Source organism: Paenibacillus sp. MAHUQ-63, assembly GCF_028765165.1.
Lineage (GTDB): Bacteria > Bacillota > Bacilli > Paenibacillales > NBRC-103111 > Paenibacillus_E.
Map to the genome: position 1 here is coordinate 162,830 of NZ_JARADB010000008.1, position 26,997 is coordinate 189,826.

Sequence of the window (26,997 nt, forward strand, 5' to 3'; positions counted from 1 at the left end):
CTGAACCACCACATGGAAGCATTCGCTATTTTGTTAGCTGCAGGGAAAGGCACACGGATGAAGTCGGAGCTGCCCAAAGTGCTTCATCCCGTCGGAGGCGTACCGATGATCAGCCGTTTGGTGAGCAAGCTGGAAGCGATGCCTATCGCTCGGATTTTGGCAGTGATCGGGCATCGGGGAGAGCTGGTAAAGAAGTGCTTGGGAACGCGGGTTACCTACGTACAGCAGGAGAATCAGCTTGGAACGGCACACGCCGTTCATCAGACTGAGCGTCTGCTCAGTAACCGCAGCGGATCGACCTTGGTGCTTACGGGCGATACGCCTCTTATCAGGCAATCTACCATCGAACGGCTGCTGGCGGCCCAGCGGGCAAACACAAGCGCTGGTGTGGTATTGACCGCGATCGTTCAGGATCCAACCGGTTACGGAAGAATTATCCGGGATCCTTCGAGCGGCGAAGTTGTCGATATCATTGAAGAGAAGGACGCAACGCCTGAGCAGAAATGGATTAACGAAATTAACACGGGGATTTTCTGTTTCGATAATGAAAGCTTGTTTCAAGCGCTCCCTGGCATTGCCAATGATAATGCACAGCAGGAGTACTACTTGACCGATGTCGTGAAGGTGATGCGACAGACCGGTATTTCCGGCGGCCAAAAGCGATTTGAGGCGATGATCCTCGGGGATCCGACAGAGGTGATGGGGATTAACACTCCTGAACAATTGGAGGAGGCGAATCGTGCCTTTTATGAACACATGGGGATTTTTGCATAATAAGTCATAGGGAGGAAAGCAGATATGGGAGCTATTTTCGGTACGGATGGCGTCAGAGGGGTTGCCAACCGCGAGTTAACACCAGAGCTGGCTTTTGAATTAGGGCTTATTGTTGGCTACATGCTATCCCGCAGCCGTGAAAGTACTCGGCCTACCGTCGTCATCGGACGGGATACCCGCATCTCCGGGCACATGCTGGAAGCAGCTTTGGCTGCCGGGTTGTTATCCACTGGAGCGGATGTCGTAAGGCTGGGCGTACTACCGACGCCGGGTGTGGCTTATGTCACACGGCACTCAGGTATGGATGCAGGGGTGATGATCTCGGCATCTCATAATCCGGTGGAGGACAACGGGATTAAATTTTTTGGCAGGGACGGATTCAAAATGCCGGATGCGTGGGAAGCGGAGGTAGAGAGCCGCCTGGAGGGTGACGAACATTGGATTTCCCGCCCTACGGGAGCGGGAATTGGCACCCTGCGTGATGATCCGCAGGGTGCGCAGGACTATGTGAGCTACTTGAAGTCGACGGCTGCGGCGCCGCTGTCAGGCTGCAAGATCGTGCTTGATTGCGCGAACGGGGCGGCTTCCTTGCTAGCTCCGCAGCTATTCGCAGAATTGGGTGCAGAGACCATTCTTTTGTATCATCAGCCGGACGGTTTAAATATTAATCAGGATTGCGGGTCAACGCATCCGGAACATCTGCGTAAAGCTGTGCTGGACTATCAAGCCCATGCGGGACTCTCGTTCGACGGTGATGCGGACCGGCTGATTGCGGTTGATGAACGGGGCGAAATTCTGGACGGGGATCACATCCTCTATATCCTTGCCGCTCGTCTGGCCAAGCAGGGACGGCTGAGGCAAAACACCGTCGTTTCTACCGTCATGAGCAATCTTGGCTTTCATCAAGCGCTGCAAACCATCGGTCTCGACTCGTTAAAGAGCAAGGTCGGAGACCGGCATGTCATGGAAGCGATGCGGATTGGCGGGTACAACTTGGGCGGTGAGTCTTCCGGACATATCATTTTACTGGATGAATCGACGACAGGGGATGGCCTGTTATCGGCTGTTCAGCTGCTGCAGGTCATGCTTCAAGAAGGGAAGCCTCTGTCGGAACTCGTGTCCCCTGTCGTCAAATACCCACAGCTGGTGGTTAATGTACGAGTGATGAATAAATACAAGCTGGAAGGCAATCGCCGAATTGATGCCGCAATCCGTCGGGTGGAAAGTGAGATGGCCGGTCGCGGCCGTGTATTGGTGCGGCCTTCGGGCACGGAATCACTGGTGCGTGTGATGGCGGAAGGACCGGATGAAAGGGAGTTGTCCGGTTATATTGAAGGCATTGTAGAGGTGGTAAAGGAAGAGCTTGAATATAGCATGGTTTAATCCGTTAGTCCCTATGAGAAAGACAATTGTATGCTTGGTCCTTTTGCAAATTTTAACAAGTGTTCCTTTATTTCTCCCGGCATACTCTCTTATCACTGAGCTTGGGGTGGTGGTCAACGGGGAAAAGATAGCCTTTACGGATGTCCAGCCTTACATCGATGAGACGGGTAGTACGATGGTGCCGGCTAGAGAAATTGCCGAAAAACTGGGTGCTGAAGTGGAATGGGATAATTCCCTGGAACAGGTAACCTTTCGCAATCAGCACGCTACATCATTATTAACAATTGGCCAGAAGATTGCTTTGGTTGACGGCAAGCAGGTGGAATTAGACTCTCCGGCTGTCCTTAAAAATGATCGAACCATGGTTCCGCTGAGAGCTGTTAGTGAGAGCCTCGGAGCCGATGTCGATTGGGTGGGAGAACGGAATTTGGTACTGATAACTTCGGCGGACAAAGCGCAAAAGTCCACTTGGATCTGGGACAGCAAGCTGATTGAGACGGATGGTGACCGTATCCTCCAGTTTGCGGCGAACCAAAAACTGACTTCCATTTATCTGCGCTATGAAACGTATCCGGGTCAAGACGTTTATCGGAATTTCATCCGCAGAGCGAGTGGTCAGGGCATCAAGGTTGAGGCGCTGGCCGGCAAATCGGATTGGATATATGAAGGCAACCATATTTATATCCGGCAATGGATTGCAGCGGTTACGCAATATAACGCTTCGGCAGGTGCGCTAGAACGCTTCCAAGGCTTTCACTTTGATATTGAGCCCTATACATTGGACATGTGGAAGAGCAATCAGACCTGGGTGCTCGAACGGTGGATGGATACAATCAGATTCATTGAATCGGAAGTGAAAAGCTCTGATCGCAGCATGACGATGGCCTACGATATTCCCTTTTGGATCAACAGCTGTACCGTTCCGGGATCCAGCTACTCCTTTAGCGCTTGGCTGCTGGAAAAGGCGGATAGTGTCGTCATTATGGCTTATCGTAATACGGCACTCGGCAACAACGGCATCATTGCCAGAGCCAAATCCATCATTTTAGAAGCAGCTACGCTGAAGAAACAGGCGGTCATTGCAGTGGATACGTTGCCCAGTACGGAAGCCGATTATACGACCTTTTATAAGTCGGACGCTTCGATTATGGAGTCGGAATTGAAACAGGTCAAGGAAAGCCTCTCCCCTTATCCGAGCTATATCGGCATCGCTGTCCATGATTACGTGAGATGGATCGAACTATTGAACGCTAATCGTTGAACGGGTTCGATGAACAAGAAGGAGGAGGATGCAAAATGAAAAAAACGGGTTTGGTGATCACTCTGTTGGCTGGTGCGGCGCTCGGTGTCTCAGGAGTGGCTTTTGTTTTCGCAAGCGGCCATGAGACGGCTGGAACCTTTCAGGAATCGTCTTTACCGGGAGGAGGACTTGAAGTCCCTCATAATGATCGGATTCATCTTTCTACCGATAAGCAGTGGATCTCCTCGGAAGGTCATTTGTCGGATCTCATTCGGCTGCAGTGGACGAAAGACCGAGCGAAGCCGGCTATCGCTTGGCTGGATGAGAATGGAAAGGACAAGGCGGCTATCATCGCGCATGCCAAAGCGAATAACCCGGAGCAGCACGATCATAACCATATGTCGTTCGAAACGACGATGGCACCTGACGGCAAAAACGCAAATGAGCTGTTTACGCGTCTGGAAATTCCGTTCGACCAGGATGTGGCCGAAATTCGCACGCATTCCTCTAATTTCAATGTGATGGACGGGATTTTACGGATTGCCGGAACCGGTGGCGTCAATCGTGATCTGACTTGGGCCAAATCGGATGATGGGAATGTGACGACGCCTCGCTGGGCGATGCGTGCAGATACTTCCGAGGAAACAGGAGGAAATGCCGGCTCCAATCTGCAAATTATCCGTTATTCGGATGACGGTAAAGCACTGGACAATCCGTTAACTATTAACCGCGGCAACGGCAATATCGGTATTGGAAACTCGGACGCCAAGACCAAGCTGGACGTCAGTGATGACAGCATTCGCATCCGGAAATCTATGACGCCGGCTTCGTCTACTGCCCCCGGAGAAGTGGGGGAGATGGCATGGGATGACGGGTATGTATATGTTTGTGTGGCACCTAATACATGGAAAAGAACGGCACTATCCTCGTGGTGAAAATAACTCCTTTCTTTCCGAAACATTCAAAGCATCTAGCCTCAGCGAGTCACTTTTCATTCACATTTGTTCAGAAGGTAAAGCCCTCTATTTTTATAGAGGGCTTTTTTTTGAGAGATAAGCGGAAAATTCCTTGTATGACGCGGGGTCTGACGGCATTCAACGCGCTTTCCAAAGCGGCTTTTTGACACATTTCTTAAAGGTTGTTATGTGATTTCTACTATGCAATATAAATCATACAACTTCGAATACCCCCTTAAAATGGAAATGATTTCAGAAGTCTATGAGAGGATCATAGAAAGGTGTGAACCGCTTGTGCCTTGGAAAGTGTTGATTGTGGATGATGATCCGAATGTGAGAGAAATCATCCGGCTCTATTTCCGTCAGCAGCTCATCGAATTAATCGAGGCCCCTGACGGCGTCTCGGCCCTGACCATGTTAGCGGAAGTTAAGCCTGATATCGTGATACTAGATGTGATGATGCCCGGGCTCGACGGTTATGAAACGTGCCGGGAGATTACCAAGCGTTATGATGTGCCGGTCATTATGCTGACGGCGAAGAACGATGAGTTTGATCGGGTGCTGGGCCTTGAGCTGGGCGCCGACGATTATATGACCAAGCCCTTCAGTCCGAGAGAGCTGGTGGCGCGCATTAAAGCGATTTTTCGCAGAATGCAGAAGGGACAGTCGATTATTGAGGTGGATGCACCTGTCCAATATGAGTTTGATAATTTAGTCATACATGTGACCCGCCGAGAGGTGCTCGCGGGGAGTTTGAAAATTGACATGCGCCCCAAGGAGTTTGAACTGCTCGCATTTTTTGCGAAATCTCCGGGCAGCGTGTTTACAAGAGAACAGCTGCTGGAGCAGGTGTGGGGATATAACTTTTTAGGCGATATGAGAACGGTGGACGTTCATATTAAAAAACTTCGTGAAAAGCTAAGCCCGTGTCAGCATGTTTGCATTCATACGGTCTGGGGAGTGGGCTATAAATTTGAGGTAGCAGCATGTTCCTAAATCCAAATAAAAGCATTCTCCGCAAAATGTTGACCAGCTCCATCGTTACGGTGCTTCTTGGGCTATGTGCGGTGGGGCTCGTTATTTCGTTGTTTGCCAAGGATTATATCGTCAACTCCAAAAGTAAAGAGATGATCCGGCAAGCCAAGCAGGTTAATCTCGCCATTCAAAATCAGACTGAACCGAGTGAGGGGTTTAAGGAGCAGCTGCGCTTTTTCGATGAAGCCTTTGATTCGCGTATTTGGATATTTGACTTGAACGGAAACATCGTTACTACATCTTCAAAGGATGAGGTGAACGTAGGCAAGATCGTCAGCACCGAAGTTGTAAACCAAGTCCTGAATGGTGAACCCGCCATATGGAATCTATCCGAAGGGTTTAAGGAAGGCATGCTTTCGATTGCCGTCCCATGGGGAAAAGACAACGACGTATACGGTGGTATTGTACTGCATTCGCCTCTTAAAGGGATGAATGAGACCATCGCTCAGCTTAGAGAAACCATTCTTTGGGTTACCTTGCTCGGTATATTCTTTTCATTTGGTGTATCCTCCTATTTATCCTGGTCCATTACCCGACCCATCCAACAGATCGACAAGGCGGCAGCCAAGATTGCCATCGGTGATTACAGCGAGAGAATTCAAATAGATTCCAAAGACGAGATTGGTGAGCTGGCGACAACCATTAATCACATGGTGGAGCAGCTTGCGCGCGTTGATCTGGAAAAGAGACAGCTGAATCAGCTGCGGCATGACTTTTTGGCTAATGTTTCCCATGAGCTGCGAACGCCGCTTACGGCGATGCAGGGTTTTTTGGAGGCGCTTCAGGATGGTTTGATCGAAGAAGGAGCGCGGGAAAGATATTACGAGATCATGTATAACGAAACCCTTCATATGAACCGGCTGGTCGATGATATTACCGATTTAATGAAGCTGGAAAATAAGGAAATCGATCTTGTGTTGTTGGCGGTCGATGTTCAGGCGATGCTGTCCAAGCTGACTTTTAAATTCCAACCGGAAGCAGAACTCCGCGGGACGGTTATTCACTGCCTTGTGGATGAAAATTCGCCACAGGCTCACGCCGATCCGGATCGACTGGAACAAATTTTTAATAATTTGATCAAAAATGCAGTTAAGTTCACCGAGAACGGGACGATAGAATTGAAGGCGATGGCGGTTCCGTCGGAAGGGTGTGTCCTCATCACGGTAACCGATACGGGAATCGGTATATCACCGGAGGATCAAGGGCTCATCTGGGAGCGCTTCTTCAAAGTGGAGAGAGGCAGACCCGTGAAGCATAAAGGCTCATCCGGTTTGGGGCTCGCCATTGTGCGAGAGCTTGTCGAGCTTCACAATGGAAGCATTCGCGTGCGAAGCGAGCTGGGGGTCGGAAGCGCCTTTGAGGTCAGAATTCCGCTTTATGACAGCCGTCAGTATGTGCAGCCGTTGGCAAATTTGGCCGTTGTTGGATAGCTCGAATCCACCTATCGATAGAAAGACCGCAGAGAAGGGAGGGCTCCTTTTCTGCGGTTTTTTTTCAAGTATCCAAAAGCCGCCATATCTCTTTTAATTTTCTTGATGAAAAACAAGTGCAGTTGTTTGGATTGGATGCTATTCAATTAACGTATGTAAATAGACATGATTGGGACAAAAGAATTGATACTCTGATCATATTCAAGTCAGGATCTCAATTTTACAGCATACGGAATTCTTCCTACGAAGTTACATATAAAGGATCGATTCAGGAGTTTCAAGCTTTACTGGAGAGCATGAGGTTTAATCCGGATCTTTGAATGCCTAATCCTATTCATAATTCCAGAACGATGAGGAATTTATTCACAACTTACACCAATATTGAATTAAAGCTAACAAAATATGCAACTCCCCAGGGCCGCGAACCATCGCGTCCCCAATTTTCATTATAAAACAAACCCAATTTGTTCCTATAAGATAGGTAATTTTCGGTTAGATTCAACGAAAAGCACAGAAAATTAGATTTTTTACTTTCTTCCACTTTGCATAAAAGCTAGAATCTGATAGTATATAAGAAATACCGATAGATTTAGTGAGGATTAAAAGGAGGCACCTTTCCATGCAAAAACCGATGCTTGATTCTATACATGAAATGACGCATCTGGACCAACTCGAGGCTGAAGCGATTTATATTATAAGAGAAGTGGCGGCGGAATGTGAAAATCCCGTAATGCTGTATTCGATCGGAAAGGATAGCTCCGTGATGCTGCATTTGGCGCTGAAGGCTTTCTATCCGGAGAAGCCGCCGTTTCCTTTCATGCACATTGATACAACGTGGAAGTTCAAAGAGATGATCGAGTTCCGCGATCGCAAAGCGAAAGAGTTCGGGATCGAAATGATCGTTCACTCGAATCAAGAAGGTATTGAGCAGGGGATCAACCCATTCGATCATGGTGCCGCTTATACCGATATTATGAAAACTCAAGCGCTGAAACAGGGATTGGACAAATACGGATTCACAGCTGCGTTCGGGGGCGGAAGACGTGATGAGGAGAAGTCGCGTGCGAAAGAGCGGATTTTCTCGTTCCGGAATAAGAACCATGCCTGGGATCCGAAAAATCAACGCCCGGAAATGTGGAAGCTTTTCAACACTAGAATCAACAAAGGCGAAAGCATCCGCGTATTCCCAATCTCCAACTGGACGGAGAAGGATATCTGGCAATACATTCGCAGAGAAAATATTGATATTGTGCCTCTCTATTTTGCAAAGGAAAGACCCGTCATTGAACGCGATGGACATCTCATCCTGGTGGATGATGACCGGATGAAGCTCGAGCCGCATGAGAAAATTGAAATGAAGAAGATGCGGTTCCGCACCTTAGGCTGCTATCCTCTTACGGGCGGAGCCGAGTCGGAAGCGGATACGCTGGATACCATTATCGAAGAGACGCTTGGTGCGGTTTCATCCGAACGGACAACCCGGGTTATCGACCAAGAGGCGGCTGGAAGTATGGAAAGACGTAAACGGGAGGGCTATTTCTAAGATGAAAAGTCTGCTTAAATTTATCACTTGCGGAAGTGTAGACGACGGGAAGTCCACATTAATTGGACATATGCTTTATGATGCGAAGCTTTTGTTCGCTGACCAAGAGAAAGCGTTGGAGCTGGACAGCCGACTTGGCAGCCGCGGCGGCAAGATCGACTATTCGTTGCTTCTTGACGGATTGCTGGCCGAACGCGAACAGGGGATCACGATTGATGTGGCCTACCGGTATTTTACGACGGATCACCGTTCGTTCATCGTAGCGGATACGCCGGGGCATGAAGAATATACACGGAACATGGCTGTTGGTGCATCCTTCGCGGATCTTGCCATCATTCTCGTGGACGCGACCAAAGGGATCATTACCCAAACCAAGCGCCATTCCCGGATTTGCGCACTCATGGGGATTAAACATATTGTATTAGCTGTGAATAAAATGGATTTGGTCGGTTTTGACCGGAAGAGATTTGAAGAGATCAGAGAGGATTTCTCCCGCATGACCGCTGAATTCAACTTTCAAACCATCCAAGTGATCCCTGTTTCTGCAACAGAAGGGGATAACATTACCAAAAAGTCGCCAAACACACCTTGGTATGAAGATCTTGCTTTGTTGCCGTATTTGGAACAGGTAGATGTTCATCAAACCGACGACACGAAACAATTCATGATGCCCATTCAGCGTGTATCCCGGCCGGACCATACGTTCCGCGGTTTCCAAGGCCAGATTGAGGCCGGAAGCATCGCAGTCGGCGATGAGCTGACGACGCTGCCAAGTCATGAGAAAGCGAAAGTGAAGCGGATTTTGGTGACGGACCAAGATCGCGATGTGGCTTACGCCGGACAGCCTGTAACGATTCAATTGGATCGTGAAGTTGACGTATCGCGCGGCTGCGTCTTTACCAAAGACGATAAAATCAAAGAGGCTGACAGTTTCACCGCCACGATTCTATGGATGGATGACTCCGTGCTGACGCCGGGCAAAAATTATTTGGTCAAAGTAGGAACGAAAGTTCTGCCTGGTACTGTAACGGCAATTACGCATAAAATCGATATTAATACTGGAAAGACAGTTCCAGCCGATCATATCGTCAAAAATGAAGTGGCAAAATGTGAATTTTCTTTATCGGACAACATTGTTATTGATTCTTTTGATCAATATAAAAGCATTGGCGGATTTATTCTGATCGATCGCGTAACGAATATGACCTCCGCTTGCGGTGTCATCGACGAAGCTCTTCAAGGCTCTGCCAACTTGGTAAGGCTGGAAGCGGAAGTGACGAGAGATGTTCGTGCTCAGCAAAAAGGGCAGAATCCGTTAACGCTCTGGTTCACCGGTTCGGTTTCGGATAAATCGACCCTTGCGAAGGAAGTTGAAAAACGTTTGGTATCGACAGGCCACCATACCATGTTACTCGAGAATGGCCGGGGAGAATCGTTGCAGCGGTTAGCAGAGGTTGCAAAATTGATGAATGATGCTGGACTTATTGCATTGGTATCGAATGATTCCCCTACCGAAAACGACCGAGAAACCGCGCGCGACATCATTGGCAAAGAATATATTGAAGTTTATGTAAACAGACCGCTTGCAGGCAGCCCGGGCACAAATGAAACGCCTGGGAACCCGGAAATCGAAGTCGATATAAGCAAGTTTTCAATCGAGGAAGCTGCAAATTATGTAGTGAAACGAATTATCAAATATTTAATCAATGAGAGCAGTCGTGGACAATTCCTTAATTTCTAATGCGGCAAAGTGCTGAACGATGCGGGATTGATCGCTTTGGTGGTGTCCGGGTCCGATAATGACCGGGCTGCGGCGCAGGAGATCATTGGCAGCGCGTTTATCGATGTTGATTCCAGCAAGGGGTCCATTGAAGAAGCTGCGAATGATATTGTGAAGCGGGTTGTAAGGCATTTAATCAATTAGTAGAGAGTTTCTGGCACAACGGAATAGATCTTGCAGGAAAGTATCCCTACATCCTTGATGTAGGGATATTTTTTTGTCTGATAATGGGGAACAAATTATTAAGTTTTGACAAAGTTAGAGGGGATTCGCTTCTTAAAACGAAATCATTAGGATTGGAAGAGCAGTTAATATTTGCATATCCCTGTGGATCACACAGGGACTGAATTTGAATGAAGAGGGGGATGTTTTCTCAGCAGCTTCATATACAGAAATTAATTTGTAGTATATTACTGACAAAAATGACTTTAGATCAATTAGGAGGATTGTGTCTTCCATGCACACCAGAACATACAGGAAGTTATTAAATAAGAGAATATCTATAGTTTTGCTGGCTATATTTATGTTTCTCTCATCTTTCATTTTCCCAGGAATTAATGAAAACAAAGCATATGCAGGAAGTGAAACCCCTCCTTCCCTTACACTTGAAAATCCAATCAGGGAATGGGTTTTGGATGAAGCGAGAGGGTATATTTACGCTGTTTCCCCTAAAGCCAATACGCTGCTATTTATCCGAATGAGTGACCTTAAGATTGAAAAGTATTTAACTGTCGGTTCGGGACCTTCAGATTTAGTACAGGCTGGTGACAAGCTTTACGTTGCACTGTCTGGTTCCAATACCATTGCTATCGTGGATCTTGCGCAAAAGGCAGTTGTGGGATCGATTACAACCTCTATCAAGCCATACGAAATAGCCATGGATGGCAGCAAGTTGTTTTATGCAGAATATGACCAGTGGTGTAGAGTGGCGGCCTACGATATAGCAACACAATTAGAGTCTATGCTGGGTCCAGGAATTGCGAAAACTTTTTACAACCCCGATCTTGCTGTCGATGCGATGAACCATATTCTATTTATTGGCGAGTCGAGCATGAGCGGCTCCAATCTTTTTTCGTACAGCACGACGACCCTGCAGCCCATTGCGAAAACTAGTTATGATAACGGCTACGGCTTCAGTTATCCAGCCAGAAAGGTGCTTGTCGATGGGGGGCAAGTTTTCTATGCGCGCTATCGATTCAAAACCACAGACCTAGCATCCATTGAAGGGAGCTATAAGCATAATGTCATGCATATTGCAGGCGACAAAGTGTTTACTAGTGACTCAGGAAACTCTGGGGCAGCTGCGCCATCCCATAGCTACTTGTATGAGCGGGACGGATTTTCTCAAATTGCCGAGCTTCCTGTTGCAGCCAGAAATGTTGTAGTGGATAGTCAGAATCGCATTTATTCCTATACGGGGTCTGACGTTTGGAACTCGAATATCCCGAATGTTATTCAAATCATCCACGCAGATCCAACGACTCCGAAACCTCCGATATCGGATGGTCAGAAGGTTGTGCTTGATAAAACAGTGACGGATGTCGTATATAGCAGCGATGGTGCGAATTTGTTTGCCATTTCGGCCGAAAACAATCAATTAATGCGAATACGAACAAGCGATATGACCGTTCAAGAAACCAGAACGATAGGCTCTCAACCGAATTCCATCTACATGGATCATAACCAACTATATATTAGCTTCGCATCGGCTAATAAAATTGCTAGAGTGGATACACTTTCTGGAACCAGTGTCAGCGGATCTGTCTATTCTTGGGACATCGGCAGTTTTGTCAGTCAAGTTGTTTATGGCAATCAAAAGCTGTACTACACCGCAAGCGATAGAACTTTTTCCGGGATTCGGGTTCTGGATACGGCTACTGGAACTAAGGCTACCTATGCTGCGAGTATTGATACTCCAGGACGAATGATTCTCAGTGCAGCTGATAATGCCTTATATTTCGGGAAAGCGAATGAGTACGCAGCAGGTCAGGTTTTTAAATTTAATCTAACCGACATGTCACAGCAGGTTGCTTCACCATTATTCGGTTACCCTGACTTTCCTAAAGGCAGTCTCACGCTGAGTGGAAACGACCTCTATTACGCAGGCTTTCTTTTGGATAAAAATACGCTGCTCCGTTCATGGAACGGCTATTCCGGAGCAGCTATTATTGCCGCTAACGGAGTCAACGTTTTTGCCAAAGATGCGGTCTGGAATCGGGATTCGTATGCTATTCAATACCATCTATCATCCGTCGCGAAGATTGTATTACCTTTGCCAAACGGTGAAATTGTAGTGGTATCTGAAGACGGAAAAACCCTACAGATGTTCACTAATATGCAGGCGCTTCGCGATCATGCACCGGAATTCAATCCTCCGGAGCTTAGAGTAACAGATGTAAGCTTTTACGATACTGAGTCGACTAAAGGAGTAATAGGAGGTACGGTTTCTTGGTACAGTATGCCGCCAGGCACCTCCATCATAACCGGCTATACGATTTATTTTCTGGATGAAAACTTGAATAAACTAGGACCTCTGATTGGAGATGCTCCGTATGAATCATCTCGGTGGTATTATAACTATTCAATTCCCCAAACAAGCATTATGCCGGGAACGAAGTATATAGGCGTTTATACAAAGAACGCTAACGGAGAAAGTTCTTCCGCTGCGACGGTTGAGCTTTCGGATTATGTCAATACGCCAGGTAGCGGAGGCGGAGGGAATTCACCCTCCTACTTTAACTATACACTTGAAGATCAGAATACCGTTCGTGGAAACATCCATCCGTTGGTCTCATGGTACACGCCAATTGAAATGAACTATACCGGTTATCAAATATCATTTGCTGATGCTTCTGGAGCACAGCTCGGTGGTAATTACAGTGTTTCCAAGCATACATTGCCTGGTATAACTTATCGTGTTGATGTTGCCGAGAATATTGTGCCACAGGGGGCCGTTTATCTCGACTTAAGGCCGAAAGATCTGGTTGGGAATGTTGGAACTGAATTGTACCGGATGCAGATTTTTGATAATACGATAAGTAGTCCGGTTATTGAAGGAACGAATACAGCGATTCCCGCCCCGGATCTTTTCATGGGTCCAAACTTGGATAGAGATGTATCTCAAGGAAGCATTGGCGGTTCGTTCAGTTGGAGAGAAGCCTCCTCGGAAGGAGCGGCAACAAGCTATGTACTTTATTTCGTCGACGGGAACAATGTTAAACTGCAATCCATTGCCGAAATAACTAGAAATAACCTTAATCGCCCCAATCAATGGGTGGGTTATCCGTCTTATGAAATTACACTGCCGCACGGGACTGCAATTCCAGCAGGTACTCAAAGGATCGGGATTTTCGGCAAAAATAGTCAAGGTGAGGGCAAGGACGGACTCTACTTCGGATTATGGGACAGTATCGACGCTGATCCAGGTAATGATTACTTTGAGGACTTAGATGCTCGCGCTTCGGAAATTGATGGCGTATTGCACTGGATTCCTGTCTTCAATGAAAATATGGTAAGCAAATATGTGGTCAGCTTTGTGGATTTAAATCTAATGACTATCGGGCAGCCTATCGCTGAGGTGAACAAAGGGCAGCAGCGGTATAACCTCACTATTCAGGATATGCAAATTCCAGCGGGTGCTTGGGGCTTGATGGTAAAAGCGGTGAATCCGACAAATGAGGAGGTTTTATTGGGGTATTATAATCTGGTTGATAATATATCGAGTGAATCTGTTTCTACCTTGCCGACGGATAGCCAATCCCCTGCCATTAGTGTGAACCAACTGGATTATGATGGAGATGCAGGGGAAATAGGAGGGACTCTACTCTTTTATTCTGGTAATAGCTTCTATTCTACAACTCGTTACGATATTTATTACGTCAACGATCAACTGCAAAAACTTAAAGCAATGGTTAGCATTCCAGGAGGCGGATTTGGCATATATCAGGCTAGTATCCCTATGAATACCCAGATTCCATTAGGAGCAACGAAGATTGCAGTTTATGCCGTGTCTTCGACGGGAATGAGCACTCCTGTTACCACTAACATAATTGATCGGACGTACGGATTATCCTTGAATCCCGATCAAATTCAAATTACTAATAATAAAACCGGATCCTCTGATACGATTACTGTATCGGGTCTGAATTACGGAGATATCGTAAGGGTGTATCGCGATTCCACGTCAGCCAACTCATACTTACGTCAAGAAGTTGCCCCGGATGCTGCTTCTTTGAGCTTTACCGTTCCTCAGCTAGGGTCCGGGGAGGGGAGTTTGTATTTCTCCGTGCAGCATGGCGGCGGCTATCCAAGTATGAAGATTGCAAAAACCTATACAGCTGAACCTGCCGCCCCTGGGGTCGGTGGAGCAGGCGGAGGCGGTGGTGGTGGCGGAGGAGGCGGAGGCGTAAGCTTGCCGACGCGTGACGCCAACGGCAGAATGACTTATTCCTTCCAACCGGCTCATATAGATATGTTGATCGATCTCGCCAAAGAAGCCAAGAAGGAGCTTATCCTTGATGCTACGGCTAAACAGCATCTTGATATTACTACCGTTAGCTTCGAGGGAGATATCGCTAAGATTGCGGCGAATAAGGGCAAGCCTATCATCATTAAAGCAAACGACGTGCAGTTCATATTCCCCGTTAATTCCTTAAGTGGGGCATACGAATTTGAAACTGTGAAGCTTACAATTGCTTCTGAAGACGTTCAGATCCTTGGAGACTTCGCAACGGCATCCCCGATCCTGGAGCTTTCATTAGCTGAAAAAGATAAGGTCCTAACAACGTTTGAGACGCCTATTGAGGCAACTTTCCGCTACGATCCGTCAAAAGTAACGAACGATAAGAATTTGGGTGTGTATTGGTTGGATGAGACAACGAGCACCTGGACCTATATCGGGGGACGGATAAATGGCGACGGAACAATTACCGCGTCATTATCACACTTTTCGAAGTATGCCGTTTTGGAGAAGACGGCAGCAGCCGAGAAAACATTTGCGGATACCCAAGGGCACTGGGCTCAAAAAGACATTGATCAGCTTGTCGGCAAAAAGATTATCGATGGTATGGACGAGCAATCCTTTCAACCGGACAGCAACATGACGAGAGCGCAGTTTGTTACCATCCTGCAGAAGGCACTTCACCTGTCCTCTCAAGCAGAATCAAAAGCTTTTGAAGACGTAGCTGTTGATTCATGGTATGTGGATGCTGTGAACGCCGCTTATGCTGCGAATATCGTAGGAGGGACAAGCGACAGCACCTTCTCTCCAGAGGCTTATGTAACGCGAGAGCAGCTGGCGGTTATGATGGTCAATGCGTATTTGAACGTTACCGGTAAAAAACTGAGCGATATTGTTTCAGATCTACCGAATGATTATGCAGATGCAAGCAGCATAAGTGAGTGGGCTAAACAATACGTTGCAGCGGCTACATCACTTGGCTTGCTGAATGGTGTGGACAATACCCATTTTGCACCGTCTCAAAATAGCACAAGAGCTCAAGTGGTCACCGTTGTCGTACGTATGCTGAAGCAAATTAACGACATGAAATAAGCTTAATGCCAAAAAACTCTACATCGTTGATGTAGAGTTTTTTGATGTTCATTTCTCCTTACCCCAGCAGTTCTTCCTCATCCTCCCCCGCAACAACCCCATATCGCTCCAAAGCCTTCCCCGATGACTCCAGCATCCGCCTTTTCAAATAATCGCCCTCCGCCACCCGGACGCGTTTCCCCAGGAAGCGAATTTTGGAGAGCAAATACTCCATTTCATCCCCAAGCAGCGTGATTCTGACCCGATAGGTGTCGTTCGCCGCATCGTACTCTACGTCTTTCTCGAAGCTGGAGAAGGCGTACAGGATGCGGGACAGCTCCGGATTATAGAGGCGGACGATCTCGATAAGCACTTCGCTTTTGCGGGAATCGAGTGTTCTCCCGATTTGGTTCCGTATACGCTCTACTGACGACGGTTCGATGGACTCTTCCGTGAGCGCTTGGATTTTGTTCAGTCGGGTGCTCATGAAGGCGTGATGCCGCGTGTGATACCAGAGCAGATACCATTCTCTTTTGACCATGGAGTACTCCAGCTTGTAGGGAACGCCGGAATGATCCGTGTTCACGCGGCCACCCTTAATTTCGTAGGTCAGGCGGATGCCTGTCTTGTTCATGATGTGCCGGCGCAAGGTTCGCAGGAGCGGGTGGTAGACCTGCTTCTCCGACATGCGGGCTTTCTCCACCAAGTGGCGGGAGGTATCCATGACGGGATCCGGCTCGAGGATGGAGCGCAGCTTATCCAGCGTACCCGCCGTGAAGGCATCGGCTGCCGCCGGCTGTTCGAGCATCGTCTTCAGCCAAGCACGTTCGTGCGAGGTGACCATGAAGGTGCCGGAGTCCTCCAACCGGGAGATGATCTGGTGGTTAAAAATTTTCTCAAACAGATTCATAGTAAGACTGAATCTCCTTCCATTCGGCAATCATTTCCCGCCGCAGCCGGCTGGGCTCCAAGATCTCGCAGCTAGAGCCGAAGCTGCGCAGCCAGGGCTTGATTTCGGTCGTGCCGTTGACTTGGATTTCATATACGAATGATTCCTCATCTTCATCCACAATCTCTCCCCATTGCCCCTGCAGCAGGACGCGCTCTTTGACGAAGTTCGGCTCCGAGCCTTCCGGATGATAGAATCGGGCGCGCACGGTCACGGGTAAGCCGGTATCGATGAGCCAGCTGTATTTTATTTTCTCCGCAAGCTCGTTCTTCTTGTCCTCATGCCAAGCCTCATCCACGGTTTCATCCTCTTCGATTTGGGTGATGCCTTCCATGCGGTATTTGCGAAGGCCCTCTCTGCCGTGAGCGAGCAGATACCATCTGCCATATTGATGATCGTACACAATCTTAAGCGGAAGCGTCCTCTCGGCTTTGCCCTCCGTGTCCCGTGCGAAGAGGGGATTGGTGTTCTTGGAAGCGTAGCTTTTCTCAGACTTCGGCGAGAAATATAGGAAACGGACCTTGCGCCGGTGCCGGATGGCATGAAGGAGCGTAAACAGATGCGCCTCATCCAGGATTCGGGAGTGATAATGATACTTATATAGAAATGGTTCGAGCGTATCCTGCCGGGCTGGGTTGCGCAGCAGATGCTTCTTGAGGCCGTCGCGCAGCAGATAGCCCTGGACCGAAGGGACCTGCGTGTTCGCCATCACATCCACGAAATCGTAAAGATCGATTAGCTCCTCATCCGATAAGCTTCGAACCAGATCATTTTGAATCCGGTATTGGTAGGGGCGGGGGCCTGGTTCTCTCCGAATGACGCCAACCTCCTCCAAGTATTTGAGGTCGGAGCGTATGGTTTTCTCGTCGGGCATCGGAAGATCGGAGGGGAGGCTGCTGCAGCACGTATCCAAAAGTTCCATCGTGGTCATAGGCTGATCGTTCATCGCGGCCATGAGCAGCGAGATGCGCTGGCTTTCGGATTCCTTGACGGATTTGGCGCGGAACAGGAACAAGAGCAGAGGATCGGTGGAGTCATAGTAGCTGAACCGAATCGTTTGGGCTAATTCCCGGCTTTGTTCCTTGGGCAAATGCTGGTGCATGGAGCTCACGACTTCTTTGAGCCGGCGGATCGTTTTATCGAAGGTATGGACGGAAATGCCGAGCCGCTCCGCGAACTGCTGCCTGCTGAACGCCCCGCTGGTAAGCACGAGCATCCGCAGGAACTGAATTTCTTTATCAAAGCTCTCTTTGGCCACGAGGGATCCTCCGTTCAAAAGTAACATGTTCTTCCATTGTAACAGGGGATGGATTTGGGTGGAATGGAAAAGTTTATGCGGCGTCGTAATACTTTCGCCATGTTCGTTATTACGAAAATGAGCGAAGATAGAACCTGTAGACGATAAAAGCCAAAGGGCGTTCCCATCCTACATGTTTCTTGTTCGGACGGTCGTAACGAGGCAGGGATATCGAGATGTCCCGCAGTGCCGCGCATCGTATGCTGCGGTATCCTGTACGATCGGACGGTAAGAAACCATTATTTGGGGTTCGATTCCCCAATCGCATAATGAGCGATTCTGGTAGAACACTCGACTTCCACTCGAGCGATGATCAATTTTATTAGACCTATTAGCGGGAATCCTCAGTTTGCCATCGAGCAGGCACTGAGAACGCAGCTTAGCAGCCAGTGGATACCGGATAGGAATAAGGTGCACGACCAGGTAGCGGCAAGAAGAGCGAGCGCGGACTGAAACGGAGATCGCATTCGCTATCCGTAAGCTACGTGTGCAAGTACCGATTTCCCCAACCTCAAGCTTGGCTCCGCTCCTGAATCAGGGGGATTCCCTATGAGAGGTCACCAACCACCATCAAATCATCAAAGTTCCGTGAAATGAGGAGATAAATTATGTTTAAGAAAATCATTGTGAAAGCTGACGAAAGAGGATTATTGTTTAGAAAAGGCAGTTATGTGAAGCACTTGCAGCCGGGCGCTTATCGGATCGCTCCATTTTCGGATGATGAGATCGTCTTGTTGAATGTTACGAAGCCGTTTGCCGTGCAGGGGAAAGATCTGAATTTGTTTCTTCAAGATGAACGTCTGCTCGGTGAACTTACCGTTATCCATGTTCAGGATCATGAGTACGTGCTTCATTATGAGGATGGCAAGTTCGTGTCGCTGCTGACAGCCGGTAAATATGCTTTCTGGACTGTGCTCAAAAAGCACGACTTTACTCGAGTCGACATTCGCCAACCAGAGGTTGGTTCAGATATAGATAAAGCGATATTTGCGAAAATTGCTGGGTATCTCTATGCGTCCGAAGTGGCCAGCCACGAGACAGGGGTGCTATTTTATAACAATGTCATGCAGAAGGTGCTTGCCCCGGGGAAATATTACTTTTGGAAGGGGCCGGTGATGGCATCGATCAAAACCGTCGATTTGCGGCAGCAGCAGCTGGATATGACGGGTCAGGAAATGATGACGGAAGACAAGGTAACGCTTCGTTTAAACTTCGTCTGCCAGTACAAGATTGTCAACCCGCTGCGGGTACTGGAGATCAAAGCTTTCGAAGATCAGGTCTATATTCTTCTGCAGTTAATTCTGCGTGAATATGTAGGGACTTTGAAGCTCGATGACCTGTTGCGGATGAAGCAAGAGATTGCGGCATTTGTACTTTCCCGTCTGAACGGCATGAGCGAGGATTATGGGGTTAAATTCTATTCCGCCGGTGTCAAAGATATCATTCTGCCTGGGGACGTTAAAGAGATACTGAATACGGTTCTGCTAGCCGAGAAGAAGGCCCAAGCCAACTTGATTACCCGTCGTGAGGAGACAGCTTCCACTCGCAGCCTGCTTAACACAGCCAAGCTGATGGATGAGAATCAGACTCTCTTCCGATTGAAGGAAATTGAATTTCTCGAGAAAATGTGTGAGAAAATCGGGACGATTTCGCTGACCGGCGGGGGTAATCTGTTGGAGCAGTTGAATTCGCTTCTTGGTGGGGCTAGACAATAACGTAAAATACCGGAGAGGGGATAGCCGCATGCATGATGTCGGAGAACATGTATTAGAGGAATTAAGGCAAATCGAGAAGAAAGAGAACGTCCGGATCTTGTATGCATGCGAATCGGGCAGCCGTGCATGGGGATTCCCATCAAAGGATAGCGATTACGACGTGAGATTTCTCTATGTTCGGCCTGTGGAGTGGTACTTATCGATCTATGAGAAGCGGGATGTGATCGAACGTCCGATTAGCGACATGCTGGATATCAATGGATGGGATTTGCGCAAAGCTTTGAACTTATTCCGTAAGTCCAATCCACCGCTGCTCGAGTGGCTTCAGTCCCCGATCGTCTATAGGGAGAACCATGAAGTAGCGGATCAAATTCGTTGTATTGCTCCTTTCACGTTTTCACCAAGGTCATGCATGCATCACTATTTGCACATGGCGAAGGGGAACTATCGGGAGTACCTGCAGGGTGAGCTGGTGAAAATCAAGAAATACTTTTATGTTCTCCGTCCGATTCTGGCATGCGAATGGATAGAAAAGCACAATACCATGCCGCCTATAGAATTTGGTAGGCTGGTTGATGCCATTCTGCCAAGGGAAAGCGAGCTTAAGGAGATTATCGGTGGTTTGCTTGTACGTAAAAGAGCAGGCGATGAGATGGATTACGAACCGAGGATTAACGCGATCAACACGTTTTTGGAAGAAAGAATGGAGTTTTACGGGCGGATATCAGCGGGTATGCAGTCGTCAGATGGGGGACAGGATCAGAGGCTTGACGAGTTGTTTCGATCCGTGCTGACACAAGTATGGGAACAAGGTAATGAAAACAATACTACTAAGCCAAAGGGCTTTAAACTCGGGTATGATTACAAGATGTAGGAGTTGAAATAGGATATGGCGTATCAACATATAGAAGGCGTTCGTGTCTGGGGGAATCCCGACAGCGGGGCGTTAGCGCAAGCAAAGATATGTGCGAACACTGGTAATGTCGTCCAAACGCTGCTTATGGCGGATCATCATAAAGGGTACAGCCAACCGATCGGCGGTGTTGTCGTCTATGACGGACAAATCTCTCCTTCCGGTGTGGGGTATGACATTGCATGCGGCAACAAAGCGGTGCGTACCAATTTGTTTGCCGAATCTATGAAGCCCGCATTAGCGAGGAAGATGGATGAGATCGCCCGCAAAATCTCTTTTGGCGTGGGCCGTGTTAATAATGAGAAGGTGGATCACGAGCTTTATGACGATCCGGATTGGGCCGTCTTCAAGGCGGTGGGCAAACAGGAGCACGAAAAGCTGAAAGCCTTGGCGCAAAGTCAGCTCGGCACCGTCGGCAGCGGCAACCACTTCGTAGATTTGTTCGAAGAGGCGGGGACCGGCCGTGTGTGGATCGCGAATCATCTCGGGAGCCGCGGGTTCGGTCACAAAACGGCAAGCGGCTTCATCAACTTGGCTGCCGGCAGAGAGTTTCTCGCGAACGCCCCCGGTGAGAAGATGGATCAGCCGCCTGTCCTGCTGGATCTGAGCAGCGAGCTTGGCGATATGTACTACCGGGCGATGAAGCTGGCGGGGCGTTATGCCTATGCCGGGCGGGATTATGTGATGAAGCAGGTATTGTCGATTATGGGAGCGGAAGCGGACCTGGAAGTGCATAACCATCATAACTACGCTTGGCAGGAGGAGCATAACGGCAAGCAAGTCGTGGTCGTCCGCAAAGGAGCAACTCCGTCCGCACCCGGTCAGGTTGGCTTCATCGGCGGCAGTATGGGCGATATCTCCGTTATCGTGAAGGGGAAGGATAGCCTGGAGAACCGGGATGCTTACTACAGCACCGTTCATGGAGCGGGGCGGGTCATGAGCCGGACTCAAGCGGCAGGGAAAATGAACTGGAAAACCCGCGCCCGAAACGGCGGTCAAATCAGTGCGGAACAAATGATGAAAGCTGTTCGGGATTATGGTGTGGAGCTGCGCGGCGCGGGTACGGACGAGAGTCCTTTCGTGTACCGGAAGCTGCAAGAAGTGCTGGATGCGCATGCGGAAACGATCGAGGTTATGCATGTACTGAAGCCGATCGGTGTTTGTATGGCTGGAGCGGATGAGTTTGATCCGTATAAGGATTGATTTTATTTTCAACCGGCATTATCGAAAAAGAGTGATCTAGCGTGAGTAAGCTTAATGAATGGTTCAAGAAGTAGACATAAGGAGGTCGAACATCGTGTCAAATCCGGATGAGAAGAAAATCCACACCTATCAAGATTGGTTGACTTGGGAAGGAAATTGGGAGTTAATAAACGGAAAAGCTTATAACATATCGCCGGCTCCAACTTCATTGCACCAATTTATTGTAGGCGAGCTTCATTTTGAATTGCGGACATTTTTTCAGGATCGGAGTTACTATGTGTTCGTGGCTCCATTCGATGTTTATTTCAGTGAAAGCGGCGAGTACGAAACACCTGATCATGTTACACAGCCGGATCTCTCGGTTGTTTGCTCGAAGGATCAAATATCCAAAAACGGTTGTTATGGTGCCCCCAAGTTAATCATTGAGGTTCTGTCACCATCCACGGCGTTGAAAGATTTTAATGAAAAGTTTAATTTATATCAGAAGTATGGCGTACAGGAGTATTGGATTGTTGATCCTGGGAATCGAACGATTCATGTATACACGCTGCAGGAGGGCGCTTACCAGGTACGGAATCTGTATACGGAGCAGGAGGAAATTCAATCTTTCGTTTTCAAAGATTTGCATATGTCTGCGAGCAGACTGTTTAGCTGGGAATAATGCATAAATGAATCAGCAGAAAGGCATCGTAATCTTCTTTAACAGGAGGGACGGTGTCTTTTTTATATATGAAGTCTTTTCCTTGGACCACTTAACTATGTTGCGGAGAAGCGCCAGCATAATGGATTAAGCCACTCGGACTTTATCAAATCTTTATACAGACTTATGTAAATCTTCATCGACATTCGAATTTAATTATGTAAAATATTGTGTGGTTGTAGATCTTTTCAGATTGGATCAATGAACTTAAGGAGCACATTCATGATAAACTTTGAGGAAAGAAAAAGGTTAATCTCGTTAATTATCGTACTATGCTTTGCATTTTTATGGCCGATTATTAATTCAACATATCTTCTATTTCACCCAAGTAGTGGGGCGGTAGGCGGTAGTCATTTGGACTTCGGTTTTAGCGTGGTCCTTGAACTGCTTGCATTAATCTTACTTGGCGCCTCACTCCGGAGTCAGCAAAGGAGCTTCAAGGAACTTGGCATTACCTTCAAAGTCTCCGATCTTGGTCATGCGATATTACTCTATTTCTCCTTCTATATACTCGAGATACTAATGTTTCTATTTGTCCCACACATGAATGCTGAAGTTCGTAACATTGGGTTTTTAAAAAGCGATATGACACCATTTTATCTCATATTTATCCTTGTGAATCCTTTCTTTGAAGAGTTGATCGTTCGGGCTTATGGAATAACGGAGTTTCTTCACTTTTTCAAAAAAGAAGAGATCGCTGTTCTGGCTAGTACACTGATCCAAACGTCGTATCATTTGTATCAAGGTGCAATTCCCGCGATATTAAACGGGGTACTATTTTTTGTTTTCTCCATTTATTTTGCGAAAAAGAGACGCATTATTCCCATTATTCTGGTTCACGGGTTTCTTGATATGTACGCGATGATTCAATTTCATGGGACTTGATAATGTTTGATTTTGGAGGAAGCCACGTGAGTGGTTTCCTTTTTTAGTTTTCAGCGTTTTCAAACTGGTTTGTGAGAGGAAACAAAAGGTAAACATGAGTGAAATATAGTAATAATTGTATATTTCCACAAACTATATTAGCATTATAGCTAGCTACAATGAGTAAAAGTAAAACTAGGAGGATCGGAACTTATAAAATTGAAATTCGGGAGCGAGTCATAACGCACTTTTTGCCCCTAATAGTTCTATTAGAACTGATTTTAATTTTCTGCGATGCATGTCAAAGTAATTATCCCTCGAGCAAGCCCTCTCATTCGGAATCTGCATCAGCCCTGGAGCCAACCATCAAGGGATATATAACAATTCAAATTTAGTGAATGGAGATGGTTGTGTGGGTGAAGATGTAAAGTGGAATTTATCGGCTGTATACTGGGGACTCTTCTCTTCAATTTTACCTTTTATTTTGTTATTTGTTGTTGTAGTTATAGTTATGGTTTATAACGTAAAAAATAGTAGAGAATTAAATAGAATACTTGAAGAAATCCAAGAACTAAAAAAGAAATTCTAGAAAAGACTTGATGCAAAAGTAATACCAATGAGAATACGAGGCACGATGAAATTTGGGTTATATGCCCTGATTATTATGCATCTTCTCTGAAAACATAGTGAGGAGAAAAAAGATAGAGGAAATGCTGATTAATATAATAACAGAAAGTCTGACAAAATAATTCTTTAATCCTATACGAATAGAAATACACCTCTCAATCTCAAAATCAACATTCAATAAGTGAAAAAAGCCACCCCGCAAGAGAGTGACTTAATGTACTGATATTAAATCCCTGTTCTTTGACAAGTAATTCACTTATTTTGAATGAGGTATGAAACGAAAATGACTAGAGATGTAATAAAAGCACCTAACCATCCGATAGTAGGAGCATACTCTACATAGCTCTGACCATACAAAACAAACAACATGAAGATAACGTTTAACACCATAGCCGAAACTACTATTAATTTACTTTTCATAACAGTCTCCTTACATATACGAAGTGGCTATACGCTTCATCAATTAATAGGAACTTGGATCTTTTTGGCATGTGCCGGAACAATAGCCTACCACGGATCCTGATACAACAGTAAATACGTTAATTCAGGATCAATGCATCCTTTATTTTTCACCCCTTACTTATTAAGTAAAATAAATATAATTATTACAACATACGTACGATAAAAAATAATAAATGTCTATGGAATATGAGAAAATTTGTAAAATCTTTATGCTTCTTTAATGTTATTAATTTATTACTAGAGGAATAAGGAGGAGATTACAGGGATTATCGAATGTTACTATGTCGACTCGGAGGGGAAAAGAGTTAAATTAGATAGGAGCATGTTTCATCCTTACAAAAATGTAGCTGTTGATACTTACTTTGCCGACGGAAGACGTGGGCGGATTCCTCCCGTGTTGGGGGTGTATATTGGATCCGTAGATCAATTAATGCATTTCATAGAATTGAATTTCCATGTTAAGTTATAACGCTAGATCGTAGAATGGAAGGAGTTTAACAATGAATGAAAAGGTTCTTGATTTACGCCTTAATTGTTGTCTTAAGCTACTTTTCGGGAGTCCTGTCCTACAGTACGGCTCACCCCTGATAATAACGAGATGGATCAACTATATCCCTGGGTAAAAGTCTTTTTTTTATTTTTAGCACTTCCCATATATTTTGTAATCATCTTATTTTTTCGCCTTATTAAGACTCGTTGATTTGGGTATTTAACAAGACCGGAAATTTTATTGTCCGAATATGCACTCTTACTTTATTCGTTTTTCATAGGAACGGCCTTATTATTTTCAATCTGCACATCCATTGTGGAAGTGTTAGGTAGACGTGATTTATAAAAGGAAGATCAACGTACTTCTAGAAGTGCAATCCCAAGAGTCTGTCCCAAGAGCAAGAGTCATGACCTATGGAATTCGCCGAATATTAGGTGAATTATATTTTTTAGAAGCAGTAGAAGCCAGGCAGTCTGTAACTGCCTGGCTTCTTTGTTCGTGCTAATAAGGCTTTTCTAGTTAGATCAGTGAGAAGCTTAGAAACTAAATAAAGATAGATAAACAAAAGTAAAATATAGTAATAATTGTATTTTTATAGAGATTATATTAACATTATATAGACCATGGGGTATTACATGTTGATCTTGGCGTCAATAGATTATGTCTCTAAAGGAGTGGAGTTGAAAAGGACGTTATGCGTGTTAGGACTTACGCTGGTGGTTACGCTGGTGGTCGCGGGTTGTGTAAAAGCCGTCGATACGAAAACAGAAGAGGTATCCCCGACGCCAATGGCTATAACCGATTCAATGGATAAGAAGATAGAATTAGCAAAAACAGGTGGCATGATGATCTTCGCATATCAGCCGGCGGAGGGTGACGTATTTAAAGGAATTACGGTCCAAACGAAAGAACCTAGCAAAACTTTTTCATGGAGCACAACGATAAATCCGACGTATTATCCGACAATAACGGTTGGAGATTTTTATACGGGAGGTAAAGATGAGATTGCCATAATTCTTACCAAAGGTTATGGAACGGGCATTCTTCAACAGGAACTTCATGTTTTAAAAAAGGAGGATTTATCTGAGATTCTAGTCGAGAACCCTATAATAGCTATTAAGAAGAATGTTAAAAGTAAGATAACCAAGGGAGATAAAACAGTTACAGTTGAGCTAGAGGCTAACGGGATGAAATTTAAGAAAGAATACAAGAAGTCGGCAGCAGGAACGTGGAACGAGAATGTGGCATTTGGAGATATCGTACAGTTTATCATTGACAAAAATAAGATCACAGCCCATCTTCCAGGAGCGGTTAGCCCAGCACCCGAAATAGTTGCTACTGCAGTTGCCGAATATGGTAAGGATCTAAAGATCAATAAAGTGGATCTGATCGAAGAAAAGTAAAGATGACTAACGTGTTGAAACCTTTGAGTCAAGCCTGTAGTACATTGTTCCGTAAGGAGCAGAGTCAGCAGGCTGTTTGGTATTTTGACAATAAGAATTTGTCCAGAAGGAATTACTATTAGGAAGGGAGGAGTTCAACAAACAATGAAAGGATTCTTGATTTATACCTTAATTGTTGTCTTAAGCTACTTTTCGGGAGTCCTGTCCTACAATACGGCTCACCACCTACTTGCCATACCTGATAATAACGAGATGGATCAACTATATCCCTGGGTAAACATCTTTTTTTTATTTTCAGCACTTCCCATATATTTTGTAATCGTTTTATTTTTTCGCCTTTTTAAGACTCGTTTCTTCGTAATTAATACCTTACTTAAGACAGTATATTTAATAGGAATTAGCTTAGTTATCGCGGCAATGGTGCCCTATATGTTCGGTGGATTTGGGTATTTAGCAAGTCCGGAATTTTTATTATCGGAATATGCAATCCTGCTGTATTCGTTCTTCGTAGGAGCGGCCCTCGTATTCGCTATCAGCTCATCCATTGTGGAAATGTATGTGAATAACAAGAAATGACCAGCCTGAATTCATTTTCCAATCATCAAACACCCCTCACCTTCATAAATATAAAAGCATGACATCTTTCGTTGAAAGGGGAAATGTCCGTGTCCCATGCGAACATCATTAGATTCTTAATTCTTAA

General features: G+C 46.2%; 20 protein-coding genes. 18 read left to right on the forward strand and 2 right to left on the reverse strand.

Annotation, left to right across the window (positions count from 1 at the left end; genetic code table 11):
* Positions 1 to 12 precede the first annotated feature (12 nt).
* From PUT07_RS30945 to PUT07_RS30990, 10 genes are all read left to right on the forward strand, one after another.
* Positions 13 to 774 carry an NTP transferase domain-containing protein gene (locus PUT07_RS30945; protein WP_274472635.1) on the forward strand — a complete coding sequence of 254 codons (762 nt, stop codon included), beginning with the start codon at positions 13 to 15 and terminating at the stop codon, positions 772 to 774.
* Positions 775 to 798: 24 nt separating this feature from the next.
* Positions 799 to 2,157 carry a phosphoglucosamine mutase gene (glmM, locus tag PUT07_RS30950; RefSeq protein ID WP_274472636.1) on the forward strand — a complete coding sequence of 453 codons (1,359 nt, stop codon included), beginning with the start codon at positions 799 to 801 and terminating at the stop codon, positions 2,155 to 2,157.
* 109 nt (positions 2,158 to 2,266) lie between these two features.
* A complete protein-coding gene (locus PUT07_RS30955) occupies positions 2,267 to 3,418 on the forward strand; it encodes a copper amine oxidase N-terminal domain-containing protein (protein ID WP_274472637.1) in 1,152 nt (383 codons plus the stop codon).
* Positions 3,419 to 3,453: 35 nt separating this feature from the next.
* A complete protein-coding gene (locus PUT07_RS30960; protein WP_274472638.1) occupies positions 3,454 to 4,332 on the forward strand; it encodes a hypothetical protein in 879 nt (292 codons plus the stop codon).
* A gap of 267 nt (positions 4,333 to 4,599) precedes the next feature.
* Entirely contained in the window at positions 4,600 to 5,349 is a 750-nt protein-coding gene (locus tag PUT07_RS30965; RefSeq protein WP_274472688.1) for a response regulator transcription factor, read from the forward strand.
* Positions 5,340 to 6,818, forward strand: coding sequence for a sensor histidine kinase (locus tag PUT07_RS30970; RefSeq protein ID WP_274472639.1), 1,479 nt, complete (start codon positions 5,340 to 5,342; stop codon positions 6,816 to 6,818). The genes PUT07_RS30965 and PUT07_RS30970 overlap by 10 nt, the downstream gene beginning before the upstream one ends.
* 619 nt (positions 6,819 to 7,437) lie before the next feature.
* Positions 7,438 to 8,361: a sulfate adenylyltransferase subunit CysD gene (gene cysD, locus PUT07_RS30975; protein WP_274472640.1), complete on the forward strand. Its 924-nt coding sequence runs from the start codon at positions 7,438 to 7,440 to the stop codon at positions 8,359 to 8,361.
* Between the two features lies 1 nt (position 8,362).
* Complete coding sequence (locus PUT07_RS30980; RefSeq protein WP_274472641.1) at positions 8,363 to 10,102, forward strand: GTP-binding protein; 1,740 nt, start codon at positions 8,363 to 8,365, stop codon at positions 10,100 to 10,102.
* Positions 10,103 to 10,111: 9 nt separating this feature from the next.
* The gene (locus PUT07_RS30985) at positions 10,112 to 10,285 is read left to right on the forward strand and encodes a hypothetical protein (RefSeq protein ID WP_274472642.1); all 174 of its coding nucleotides are present in this window, start codon (positions 10,112 to 10,114) and stop codon (positions 10,283 to 10,285) included.
* Between the two features lie 313 nt (positions 10,286 to 10,598).
* Positions 10,599 to 15,692, forward strand: a complete 5,094-nt coding sequence (locus tag PUT07_RS30990; protein ID WP_274472643.1) for an S-layer homology domain-containing protein — start codon at positions 10,599 to 10,601, stop codon at positions 15,690 to 15,692.
* 58 nt (positions 15,693 to 15,750) lie between these two features.
* Here PUT07_RS30990 and PUT07_RS30995 read toward each other — a convergent pair whose 3' ends face one another.
* Both PUT07_RS30995 and PUT07_RS31000 read right to left on the reverse strand, forming a co-directional pair.
* The gene (locus PUT07_RS30995) at positions 15,751 to 16,581 is read right to left on the reverse strand and encodes a WYL domain-containing protein (protein ID WP_274472644.1); all 831 of its coding nucleotides are present in this window, start codon (positions 16,579 to 16,581) and stop codon (positions 15,751 to 15,753) included.
* Positions 16,568 to 17,878, reverse strand: a complete 1,311-nt coding sequence (locus PUT07_RS31000; protein WP_274472645.1) for a helix-turn-helix transcriptional regulator — start codon at positions 17,876 to 17,878, stop codon at positions 16,568 to 16,570. Before PUT07_RS31000 ends, PUT07_RS30995 begins: the two co-directional genes overlap by 14 nt.
* Positions 17,879 to 18,525: 647 nt before the next feature.
* On the opposite strand from PUT07_RS31000, the gene PUT07_RS31005 reads away from it, so the two are divergent.
* From PUT07_RS31005 to PUT07_RS31040, 8 genes are all read left to right on the forward strand, one after another.
* Complete coding sequence (locus PUT07_RS31005) at positions 18,526 to 19,632, forward strand: slipin family protein (protein ID WP_274472646.1); 1,107 nt, start codon at positions 18,526 to 18,528, stop codon at positions 19,630 to 19,632.
* A gap of 28 nt (positions 19,633 to 19,660) precedes the next feature.
* Positions 19,661 to 20,506, forward strand: coding sequence for a nucleotidyltransferase domain-containing protein (locus PUT07_RS31010; protein ID WP_274472647.1), 846 nt, complete (start codon positions 19,661 to 19,663; stop codon positions 20,504 to 20,506).
* A 15-nt stretch (positions 20,507 to 20,521) separates the two neighbouring features.
* Positions 20,522 to 21,748: an RtcB family protein gene (locus PUT07_RS31015; protein ID WP_274472648.1), complete on the forward strand. Its 1,227-nt coding sequence runs from the start codon at positions 20,522 to 20,524 to the stop codon at positions 21,746 to 21,748.
* Positions 21,749 to 21,842: 94 nt separating this feature from the next.
* Positions 21,843 to 22,409 (forward strand): Uma2 family endonuclease, encoded by a 567-nt coding sequence (locus PUT07_RS31020; protein WP_379241040.1) that lies wholly within the window; start codon positions 21,843 to 21,845, stop codon positions 22,407 to 22,409.
* Between the two features lie 261 nt (positions 22,410 to 22,670).
* A complete protein-coding gene (locus PUT07_RS31025; RefSeq protein ID WP_274472650.1) occupies positions 22,671 to 23,333 on the forward strand; it encodes a CPBP family intramembrane glutamic endopeptidase in 663 nt (220 codons plus the stop codon).
* Between the two features lie 391 nt (positions 23,334 to 23,724).
* Positions 23,725 to 23,901 carry a hypothetical protein gene (locus PUT07_RS31030; RefSeq protein ID WP_274472651.1) on the forward strand — a complete coding sequence of 59 codons (177 nt, stop codon included), beginning with the start codon at positions 23,725 to 23,727 and terminating at the stop codon, positions 23,899 to 23,901.
* A 1,625-nt stretch (positions 23,902 to 25,526) separates the two neighbouring features.
* On the forward strand, positions 25,527 to 26,294 hold the full coding sequence (locus PUT07_RS31035) for a hypothetical protein (protein ID WP_274472652.1): 768 nt from the start codon (positions 25,527 to 25,529) through the stop codon (positions 26,292 to 26,294).
* Positions 26,295 to 26,438: 144 nt separating this feature from the next.
* A complete protein-coding gene (locus PUT07_RS31040; protein ID WP_274472653.1) occupies positions 26,439 to 26,870 on the forward strand; it encodes a hypothetical protein in 432 nt (143 codons plus the stop codon).
* The last annotated feature ends 127 nt before the right edge of the window (positions 26,871 to 26,997 follow it).

Excerpts from the sequence above, each read along its gene's own strand:
- PUT07_RS31040 (WP_274472653.1), top strand. The coding sequence starts at position 26,439 with ATGAAAGGATTCTTGATTTATACCTTAATTGTTGTCTTAAGCTACTTT.
- PUT07_RS31035 (WP_274472652.1), top strand. The coding sequence starts at position 25,527 with ATGTTGATCTTGGCGTCAATAGATTATGTCTCTAAAGGAGTGGAGTTG.
- PUT07_RS30995 (WP_274472644.1), bottom strand. The coding sequence starts at position 16,581 with ATGAATCTGTTTGAGAAAATTTTTAACCACCAGATCATCTCCCGGTTG.
- PUT07_RS30960 (WP_274472638.1), top strand. The coding sequence starts at position 3,454 with ATGAAAAAAACGGGTTTGGTGATCACTCTGTTGGCTGGTGCGGCGCTC.
- cysD (WP_274472640.1), top strand. The coding sequence starts at position 7,438 with ATGCAAAAACCGATGCTTGATTCTATACATGAAATGACGCATCTGGAC.
- PUT07_RS31025 (WP_274472650.1), top strand. The coding sequence starts at position 22,671 with ATGATAAACTTTGAGGAAAGAAAAAGGTTAATCTCGTTAATTATCGTA.
- PUT07_RS30980 (WP_274472641.1), top strand. The coding sequence starts at position 8,363 with ATGAAAAGTCTGCTTAAATTTATCACTTGCGGAAGTGTAGACGACGGG.
- PUT07_RS31010 (WP_274472647.1), top strand. The coding sequence starts at position 19,661 with ATGCATGATGTCGGAGAACATGTATTAGAGGAATTAAGGCAAATCGAG.
- PUT07_RS30990 (WP_274472643.1), top strand. The coding sequence starts at position 10,599 with ATGCACACCAGAACATACAGGAAGTTATTAAATAAGAGAATATCTATA.
- PUT07_RS30945 (WP_274472635.1), top strand. The coding sequence starts at position 13 with ATGGAAGCATTCGCTATTTTGTTAGCTGCAGGGAAAGGCACACGGATG.
- PUT07_RS30965 (WP_274472688.1), top strand. The coding sequence starts at position 4,600 with ATGATTTCAGAAGTCTATGAGAGGATCATAGAAAGGTGTGAACCGCTT.
- PUT07_RS31015 (WP_274472648.1), top strand. The coding sequence starts at position 20,522 with ATGGCGTATCAACATATAGAAGGCGTTCGTGTCTGGGGGAATCCCGAC.
- PUT07_RS31005 (WP_274472646.1), top strand. The coding sequence starts at position 18,526 with ATGTTTAAGAAAATCATTGTGAAAGCTGACGAAAGAGGATTATTGTTT.
- glmM (WP_274472636.1), top strand. The coding sequence starts at position 799 with ATGGGAGCTATTTTCGGTACGGATGGCGTCAGAGGGGTTGCCAACCGC.
- PUT07_RS30970 (WP_274472639.1), top strand. The coding sequence starts at position 5,340 with ATGTTCCTAAATCCAAATAAAAGCATTCTCCGCAAAATGTTGACCAGC.